At 67.0% G+C, this 7,766-nt stretch carries 10 protein-coding genes; 4 read left to right on the top strand and 6 right to left on the bottom strand.

The window, feature by feature from the left end; all coding sequences use genetic code 11:
- Positions 1–130 precede the first annotated feature (130 nt).
- A complete protein-coding gene (locus R1L06_RS20255; RefSeq protein ID WP_032130187.1) occupies positions 131–622 on the top strand; it encodes an REP-associated tyrosine transposase in 492 nt (163 codons plus the stop codon).
- Positions 623–781: 159 nt separating this feature from the next.
- On the opposite strand, the gene R1L06_RS20250 is transcribed toward R1L06_RS20255, so the two are convergent.
- Genes R1L06_RS20250 through R1L06_RS20240 form a run of 3 tightly spaced genes read right to left on the bottom strand, consistent with a single transcriptional unit; the run spans position 782 to position 2,801 of the window.
- Positions 782–1,732: an aspartate carbamoyltransferase catalytic subunit gene (locus R1L06_RS20250; protein ID WP_032130186.1), complete on the bottom strand. Its 951-nt coding sequence runs from the start codon at positions 1,730–1,732 to the stop codon at positions 782–784.
- Positions 1,733–1,747: 15 nt separating this feature from the next.
- Positions 1,748–2,242, bottom strand: a complete 495-nt coding sequence (gene ruvX, locus R1L06_RS20245) for a Holliday junction resolvase RuvX (RefSeq protein ID WP_005408378.1) — start codon at positions 2,240–2,242, stop codon at positions 1,748–1,750.
- Positions 2,235–2,801, bottom strand: a complete 567-nt coding sequence (locus R1L06_RS20240) for a YqgE/AlgH family protein (protein WP_004147177.1) — start codon at positions 2,799–2,801, stop codon at positions 2,235–2,237. The genes ruvX and R1L06_RS20240 overlap by 8 nt, the downstream gene beginning before the upstream one ends.
- Positions 2,802–2,892: 91 nt before the next feature.
- Here R1L06_RS20240 and R1L06_RS20235 point away from each other — a divergent pair, with 91 nt between their 5' ends.
- Entirely contained in the window at positions 2,893–4,680 is a 1,788-nt protein-coding gene (locus R1L06_RS20235; protein ID WP_317218580.1) for a DUF4153 domain-containing protein, read from the top strand.
- Positions 4,677–5,219 (top strand): DNA-3-methyladenine glycosylase I, encoded by a 543-nt coding sequence (locus tag R1L06_RS20230; RefSeq protein WP_317218579.1) that lies wholly within the window; start codon positions 4,677–4,679, stop codon positions 5,217–5,219. Before R1L06_RS20235 ends, R1L06_RS20230 begins: the two co-directional genes overlap by 4 nt.
- A 73-nt stretch (positions 5,220–5,292) precedes the next feature.
- Here R1L06_RS20230 and R1L06_RS20225 read toward each other — a convergent pair whose 3' ends face one another.
- The 3 genes from R1L06_RS20225 to R1L06_RS20215 all read right to left on the bottom strand — a co-directional run bounded on the left by R1L06_RS20225 (position 5,293) and on the right by R1L06_RS20215 (position 6,849).
- Entirely contained in the window at positions 5,293–6,000 is a 708-nt protein-coding gene (locus R1L06_RS20225) for a YitT family protein (RefSeq protein WP_012510275.1), read from the bottom strand.
- A 93-nt stretch (positions 6,001–6,093) separates the two neighbouring features.
- Positions 6,094–6,543: a GNAT family N-acetyltransferase gene (locus R1L06_RS20220; RefSeq protein WP_317218578.1), complete on the bottom strand. Its 450-nt coding sequence runs from the start codon at positions 6,541–6,543 to the stop codon at positions 6,094–6,096.
- Between the two features lie 96 nt (positions 6,544–6,639).
- Entirely contained in the window at positions 6,640–6,849 is a 210-nt protein-coding gene (locus R1L06_RS20215) for a DUF4287 domain-containing protein (RefSeq protein ID WP_088481050.1), read from the bottom strand.
- Between the two features lie 93 nt (positions 6,850–6,942).
- On the opposite strand from R1L06_RS20215, the gene R1L06_RS20210 reads away from it, so the two are divergent.
- On the top strand, positions 6,943–7,766 hold an 824-nt coding region (locus tag R1L06_RS20210; protein ID WP_317218577.1), incomplete at its 3' end, for a LysR family transcriptional regulator.

Below are 7,766 nucleotides of genomic sequence, written 5' to 3'. Positions count from 1 at the left end.
GCTCTGGTAGTTGCCAACCTCGGTTGGCATTGACTGCTCTGGTAGTTGCCAACCTTGGTTGGCACTGGCCTACCTGAAACCAAGCCATTCCCCGATGTTCACTGGAAGCAGGCCCATCCATGCTTGCTCCATGCAGAACACACGTCTCCTGCTCGGTCGTCGCTCCAGCGTCGGCCTCAGCTATATCCTCACCACAGTCGTCCATGACCGCGCACCGCTCTTCACCAACGCCGCAGTGGCCGCCTTGGCAGTGCGCGAATTCCAGCGACTTGATCAGGAAGGCTTCACCCGCTCGATTGCCTACGTGGTCATGCCCGACCACATTCACTGGCTGGTCGAACTGCGCGCCGGGTCACTGGAAACCGTCATGAAGCGTTTCAAGTCGCGCACAGCCCAGCAGGCAAACCGGCTGCTGGGGCGAGTCGGGCGCTTCTGGCAGGCCTGCTATCACGATCATGCGATCCGCTCGGACGAATCGTTGCACCGACATGCGATGTACCTGATGGGAAATCCGATCAGGGCCGGGCTGACGTCGCGGTTGGGGCAATATCCCCATGCATGGTGCGAATGGGAGCTTGGGGCATCATGTGATCTACCCGATGACATGAGCTCCGGTGGATAGTGCCAACCAAGGTTGGCATCTACCAAAGCGGTGCGCGGACAAGCCGATCGGTGAGTGTGCCAACCAAGGTTGGCACCCACCACAACAGCAGTACCAACCAAGGTTGGCACCCACCACACCAGCAGTGTCAACCAAGGTTGACACCCACCAGAGCGGCGATCAGCCCAGCAGCGTTTCCAGCACGGCCATGCGCACGGCGACGCCGTTGGCGACCTGGCGCAGCACCCACGACTGCGGGCCGTCGGCCACCTCGTCGGTCACTTCCACGCCGCGGTTGATCGGGCCTGGATGCAGCACCGCGGCATCCTTGCCGGCGCGGGCCAGGCGTTCGTTGGTCAGGCCGTACTGCGCGTGGTACTGCTCCAGCGACGGCACCAGGCCTTCTTCCATGCGCTCGCGCTGCAGGCGCAGCATCATCAGCGCGTCGACGCCTTCCAGCATCGCGTCGAAATCATCACCGACCACGCAGCCCTTCAGGGTCTCGTCGTCCGGCAGCAGCGACTGCGGGCCACACACGCGGATCTCGCCCACGCCGAGCGTACGCAGCGCATGCAGGTCGGTGCGGGCCACGCGCGAGTGCTTCACGTCGCCGACGATCACCACTTTCATCTTCGAGAAATCCGGGCCCTTGGCCTGGCGCAGGGTCAGCATGTCCAGCAGGCCCTGGGTCGGGTGCGCGCTGCGCCCGTCACCGGCGTTGATCAGTGCAGTGCCCTCACCCGCTGCCTCGGCCAGTGCGGCCACGGCGCCATCATCGGGGTGGCGCACCACGAAGCCGCGCACGCCCATCGCCTCCAGGTTGCGCAGCGTGTCGCAGGCGGTTTCGCCCTTGCGCGTGGACGAGGTCGATGCATCGAAGTTCAGTACGTCGGCGCCCAAGCGCTGCGCGGCCAGCTGGAACGAGCTGCGGGTGCGTGTGGACGGTTCGAAGAACAGCGTGCACACCGCCGAACCGGCCAGCACGTGGCGCTTGTTGCCGACACGACCGACCGCGGCGTCGCGGATCTGCCCTGCCCGGTCAAGCAGCTGCAGCAGGGTGTCGCGCGGAAGGCCTTCGAGGGTCAGCAGGTGGCGCAGGCGGCCGGAGGCATCGAGTTGCTGGGCGGTCATGGCGGTGTCGGGCAGTCAGGGAATGGGGGTGGCGTCGTCCGGCGACGACAGCCAACGGTCGATGATCACCGCCGCGGCAACGGCATCGAGGGCGGCCGCATCACGGCGGCGCTTGCGCCCTTCGGCGCGCTCGACGGCGAAGCGGCGGGCGGCCTCGACCGAGCTGGAACGCTCGTCGATCATCACCACCGGCAGCTTGAAACGTTCCCGCAGCTGGCGGGCAAAGCCCTGCGCGCGCTTGCGGTTGGGCTGGTCCTGGCCGTCCAGGGTCAGCGGGTCGCCGACCACCAGGCCGTCGGGCTTCCATTCCTTGAGCAGGCGTTCGATCGCGGTCCAGTCCGGGCCGTTGCCATGCACATCGACCACCGCCACCGCGCGCGCATGCGCAGCGAAGGCACTGCCGATGGCCACGCCGATGCGGCGCGAGCCGACATCGAACCCCAGAACGGTGCCATCACGGCGGATTGCCGGGGCAGCAGAATCCGGCGCGGGCGTGATGGGCTCAGACATGGCCGCTGTAGTCGGTCAGCCGGAACAGGTCCACACCGATACGCGAGGCTGCACCCTGCCAGCGCTGCTCCAGCGGCAGCTGGAACACCAGCTCGGCGTCGGCCGGTACGGTCAGCCAGCTGTTCTCGGACAGCTCGCTTTCCAGCTGCCCCGCGCCCCAGCCCGCACAGCCCAGCGTGACCACGGCATTGGCCGGGCCTTCGCCACGTGCCATCGCTTCGAGGATGTCGCGCGAGGTGGTCAGGTACAGGCCTTCACCCACGATCAGGCTGGAATCCCATGCGCGTGCGTCGTCATGGATGACGAAGCCACGTTCGGGATGCACCGGGCCACCGTTGAGCACCATGCGCGCCTGGAGGTCGCCATCACCGGTGGTGATGTCCATCTGAGCCAGCACTTCGCCCAGCGTGTATTCGGAAGGCTGGTTGACCAGCACACCCATCGCACCGTTCTCGTCGTGCTGGCAGATCAGCGCAACGCTGCGGGCGAATGTCGCGTCGAGCAGCGACGGCAGCGCGACGAGCAGGTGATCGGCAAGGGAAGTCGGCGTTACAGGCATGCCCCCATTCTACCTGCTGGGGGCGGGATGGTCGCGCGATGGCGCCGAACCGCGATGGGCTAGGATGGTGCTTTGCCATGGAAGGTCATCGATGCAGTCTTCATCGCCCCTGACCCTGCCGGCACGCAGCGCCATCGTCCTGATCGCGCTGCTGCAGGGCCTGATGCTGTATGCCGCGCAGGAGCTGTCCGATGCGTGGCCGTTCCGCGATATCGGCTGGCGCTACTGCTGGTATGCCTGGGTGCTGGCCATTCCCAGCGCGGTGGCGCTGAGCCTGGTCGAGCTGGGCCAGCGCCGCCTGTGGCTGCAGGCCGCGCTCGGCTCGGCGGTGGTGCTGGCGCTGGCCGCCTGGATCGGCTGGAACCTCAACGGCGAGACCGCACTGGAATCGGGCGCGCTGCAGTTCCCGCTGACCCTGGGCATGGCCTTAGCAGTGTTCGTGGCCCTGCCCTGGTGGCAGTTCCAGTTGCAGCACGGGCATTGGCGCGCCAGCTACCCGGAGCTGTTCGAGCGCGCCTGGCAGAATGGTTTGACCCTGGCCCTCGCCGCGCTGTTCACCGGGCTGACCTGGCTGCTGCTGTGGCTGTGGGCGGCGCTGTTCCAGCTGCTCGACGTGACCATCTTCCGCGACCTGTTCCGGCAGGACGCGTTCATCGCGCTGGCCACCGGCAGCCTGGCCGGGTTCGGCGTGCTGATCGGGCGCACCCAGCACCGCGCGATCCAGATCACCCGCCAGGTGCTGTTCGCGATCTGCCGCGGGCTGCTGCCGCTGCTCTCGTTCATCGCCGTGCTGTTCGTGCTGAGCCTGCCGCTGACCGGGCTGGAGCCGCTGTGGAAGACCCGCTCGGCCGCCAGCCTGCTGCTGGTGCTGTCGCTGCTGCTGGTGTCATTCACCAATGCGGTCTACCAGCAGGGCGACGACACCGCGCCCTACCCCGTCGTGCTGCGCCGGCTGGTCGAGGCCAGCCTGCTGGCGCTGCCGGTCTATGCGGTGCTGGCGCTGTATGCACTGGGCCTGCGCGTGGTGCAGTACGGCTGGACCCTGGACCGCTTCTGGGCGGTGCTGATCGCGTTGGCCGTGGCCGGCTATGCACTGGGCTACGCGCTGGCGGTAGTGCGCCGGCAGGGCCGCTGGCTGCAGACGCTGGAGCCGGTCAACCGCTGGATGTGTTGGGCGGTGCTGGCACTGGCATTGCTGGGCAACTCGCCGCTGCTGGACCCGGTGCGGCTGACCCTGTCCAGCCAGTTGGCGCGCCTGCGTGCGGACCCGCCAGCGATCACCAGCAGTGACGTCAACGTGCTGCGCTTCGATCTTGGGCGCCGTGGCGTGCAGGCGCTGCGCGAGCTGCAGCGTGATCCGGCCATCACCGCCGATGCCAACGCGCCACAGGTGATCGCTGCCGCGCTGGCACGTACCTCGCGCTGGGACGATGGACAGCGCCTGGACAAGGGTCTGCAGGACGTCGCCGCCCTGCAGCGCGCGCTGAAGCTGGCCAAGGGATCCAGCTCGCCACCGGACGATTGGTGGCAGGCACTGGCCACCCGCGCGATCAATGGCGAATCCTGCGCCCAGAGCGAGCGCGACTGCCTGATCGTGCATCGCGACCTGGATGGCGACGGCAGCACCGAGGTGCTGCTGTGCGAGCTTTACACCCACCGTGGGCCGGACTGCGTGCTGTACGCACGTGGCGGGGATGGCCAGTGGCGCCGGGCCGGTTCGCTGTTCGGCACCGTCAGCGGCCAGGGCGAGGCGATCAACCAGGCCCTGCGTGACGGCAAACTCACGCTTGTGCCACCGCGCTGGCCGATGCTGTCCATCGGCGGGCGCCCCGCGGTGGCCATCGATCCCGAACCCGAATCCAACGAGTCTTCTCCATGAGCGGTTACTGCCTCATCGCCCAGGGCCATCCGGTGCACGACTACTACCACGCCAACGAATACGGCTTCCCGCAGCGTGACGAGCGCGAGCTGTTCGAGCGGCTGGTGCTGGAGATCAACCAGGCCGGGCTGAGCTGGGAGACCATCCTGAAGAAGCGCGAGGGCTTCCGCGCGGCCTATGACGGCTTCGATGTGGATCGGGTTGCAGCCTACGCCGAGCAGGACATCGAACGGCTGCTGTCGGACGCGGGCATCATCCGCAACCGGCTGAAGGTGCTGGCGGCGATCCACAACGCACAGGTGATCCAGCAGCTGCGGGCCAGCCACGGCAGCTTCGCGGCGTGGCTGGACGCGCACCATCCGCGCAGCAAGGCCGACTGGGTGAAGCTGTTCAAGAAGACGTTCCGCTTCACCGGCGGCGAGATCACCGGCGAATTCCTGATGAGCCTGGGCTACCTGCCCGGTGCGCACGCCGAGGACTGCCCGGTGCATGCGCGGCTGCTGACGCTGTCGCCGCCGTGGTTGCAGGCCTCCCGGTAGTGCCGGCCGCTGGCCGGCAGCCTCGGAATGCTGCAGGTGTTGCCGGCCAGCGGCCGGCACTACCGTCGAATCGTCACACGCCCATGTAACGACCCGGGCGGTGGTTGAACATCAGCACCAGGCTGAGCACCACCGCGCCGATCGCCGAGTACAGCACCTTCGACGGCGACAACACGAAGAACGCGGCCACCATCAGGCAGGCGTCGTAGGACATCTGCACCTTGCCCGCGCTCCAGCCGCGGGTGCGCTGCAGGTACACCGCCAGGATGCCGATGCCGCCAAGGCTGGCGCGGTGGCGGATGAAGAACAGGATGCCCAGGCCGGACAACGCACCACCGACGATCGCCGAATACAACGGGTTGATGTGCGAGAAGTCGATCCAGCGCGGCAGCAGGTCGGTCAGTACGCCACAAGCGGTGACCGCGGCGAAGGTCTTCAGGGTGAATTCCCAGCCCATGCGCCGCAGCGCCACCCAGTAGAACGGCAGATTGACCAGCACAAACACCAGGCCGAAGTTCCAACCCATTGAGTAGTGCAGCAGGAAGGCCATGCCGGCCATGCCGCCGATCATCAGCCCCCCCTTGGCGAAGATGGCCAGGCCCAGCGAGGCCACCATCGTGGCCAGCACCATGCCCTGCACATCCTCGGCAATCGAGTGGCGCAGCGCTTTTTCGTCGGCGGTGGTGCCGGCGCTGTCGGGCGGTGGGGTCAGCGGACCAGCGGTGACCAGGTGGCCGTCAGCGTCGTCGCACGGCGCGGAGCCATGGGCGGGAAGGGACATACGGGTGGGGGAACAGCAGGTGGGGAGCGATATTAGACACGATCTGCATGACAGTTGCAGATGAAATCGTTCAGCTGCGCTCGCCCATTCAGGTTATTTCGGAGGCGTCACCGGCAGCACGGCCAGCATGTCCTGGCCATCATCGTCCATGCCGGTCTCGACGAAACCGAAGCTGCCATAGAAGGCTCCCGCCACCGGATTGTGCGGGTTGTAGCAGATCTCGATCTCGACCAGGCCGGGCGTATCCCGGATCTGCGCCAGCGCCAGTTCCAGCGCGCGGCGCCCGATGCCACGCCCCTGCCAGCGCTGATCGACCATGAAGCGCCAGATCGAGATGCGCTGCGGCGTCTCCGGCACCCACATGAAGAACCCGACCGGCTCGCCATCGGCCTGGATGGCACGGGTCTGGTAACCCGGATGGAACGCGGCCTGCACCAGCGACCAGGTGTTGCCGGCGACGAAATCCTGCTGCGCCTCACTGACGTCGAGATCGCACACGGCTTCGTAGTTGTCGACGGTGATCGCGTCCAGCGTGACCTGCATATGGGCGTCCTGCCTCGGAATGAACGCCCAGTCTGCCTGACTCTGGATGCCGTGTGGCCTGATCCCACACGACCGTTCAGCGCAGCGTTGCCTGCCTCATCCCTTCCCGGCCAGATGGTGCGCCACCAGCGCGTTGGCGTGGCCATGGCCCAGCCCATGCTCGCTTTTAAGGAAGCTCACCAGTTCCATGTGCTTCAGCCCAGGCTGCTTCGCCAGCAGCCCGAACCAGTGCGCCACCGGCTGACCGTAGGTCTTCTCGATGGAGGGGAAGTACGAGGCCGGGCCCTTGGGCTTTTCAGTGCTCATGCGGAAGCTCCTTGCGATGGATGTACCGGTACGACGAACCGGGGAGCCGGAAATCGACAGATCCGTTCAATCCGGGAGCCGTATCATCCCGTCATGCCCCGTGAAAACCTCAATGACCTGCAGGCCTTCGTCCACGTTGCCCGCGAAGGCAGCTTCACCAGGGCCGCCGCCCAGCTGGGTGTCTCCCAGTCCGCGCTCAGCCATGCCATGCGCGGCCTGGAAGAGCGCCTCGGCGTGCGCCTGCTGACCCGCACCACCCGCAGCGTGTCCACCACCGAGGCTGGCGCCCGCCTGCTCGATACCCTCGCCCCGCGCTTGGCCGAGATCGAGGACGAACTGGCCGCACTGGCCGAGTACCGCGAGCGACCGGCCGGCACCATCCGCATCAATGCGACCGGCCATGCCGCCGAGTACATCGCCTGGCCGCGGCTGGCGCCATTGCTGCAGCAGTATCCGGACCTGAAGGTGGAACTGGCTGCCGACTACGGGCTGGCCGACATCGTCGCCGAGCGCTACGACATCGGCATCCGCCTCGGCGAACGGCTGGCGCGCGACATGATTGCCGTGCCGGTCAGCCCGCCGCTGCACATGCGCGTGGTCGGTGCGCCCAGCTACTTCCGCCAGCACGTGGTACCGCGGCATCCGAACGACTTGGCCGAGCACAACTGCGTGACCCTGCGGCTGCCCACGCATGGCGGGCTGATGCCGTGGGATTTCGGCCAGGACGGTAACGAACTGAGCGTGCGCGTGACCGGTCAGTGGACCTTCAACACCATGGGCATGACCCGCGCGGCTGCACTGGCCGGCAGCGGGCTGGCCTGGCTGCCGGAAGACCAGGTGCAGCCGATGCTGGACGATGGCCGGGGTTCTACCCCGTTTTCACGGACACTTACAAGAAGGCCGATTCAGGCCATGAG

This window comes from Stenotrophomonas mexicanensis (genome assembly GCF_032911605.1).
In the GTDB taxonomy this organism is placed as follows: Bacteria; Pseudomonadota; Gammaproteobacteria; order Xanthomonadales; family Xanthomonadaceae; genus Stenotrophomonas; species Stenotrophomonas maltophilia_A.
Note: the sequence above shows the minus strand (reverse complement) of the source record. Positions and strands in the feature narration are given on the sequence as shown.

Coding starts and splice junctions, on each gene's coding strand:
- R1L06_RS20230 (WP_317218579.1), top strand. CDS start 4,677: ATGAGCGGTTACTGCCTCATCGCCCAGGGCCATCCGGTGCACGACTAC.
- R1L06_RS20215 (WP_088481050.1), bottom strand. CDS start 6,849: ATGAGCACTGAAAAGCCCAAGGGCCCGGCCTCGTACTTCCCCTCCATC.
- R1L06_RS20255 (WP_032130187.1), top strand. CDS start 131: ATGCAGAACACACGTCTCCTGCTCGGTCGTCGCTCCAGCGTCGGCCTC.
- R1L06_RS20220 (WP_317218578.1), bottom strand. CDS start 6,543: ATGCAGGTCACGCTGGACGCGATCACCGTCGACAACTACGAAGCCGTG.
- R1L06_RS20225 (WP_012510275.1), bottom strand. CDS start 6,000: ATGTCCCTTCCCGCCCATGGCTCCGCGCCGTGCGACGACGCTGACGGC.
- R1L06_RS20250 (WP_032130186.1), bottom strand. CDS start 1,732: ATGACCGCCCAGCAACTCGATGCCTCCGGCCGCCTGCGCCACCTGCTG.
- R1L06_RS20235 (WP_317218580.1), top strand. CDS start 2,893: ATGCAGTCTTCATCGCCCCTGACCCTGCCGGCACGCAGCGCCATCGTC.
- R1L06_RS20240 (WP_004147177.1), bottom strand. CDS start 2,801: ATGCCTGTAACGCCGACTTCCCTTGCCGATCACCTGCTCGTCGCGCTG.
- ruvX (WP_005408378.1), bottom strand. CDS start 2,242: ATGTCTGAGCCCATCACGCCCGCGCCGGATTCTGCTGCCCCGGCAATC.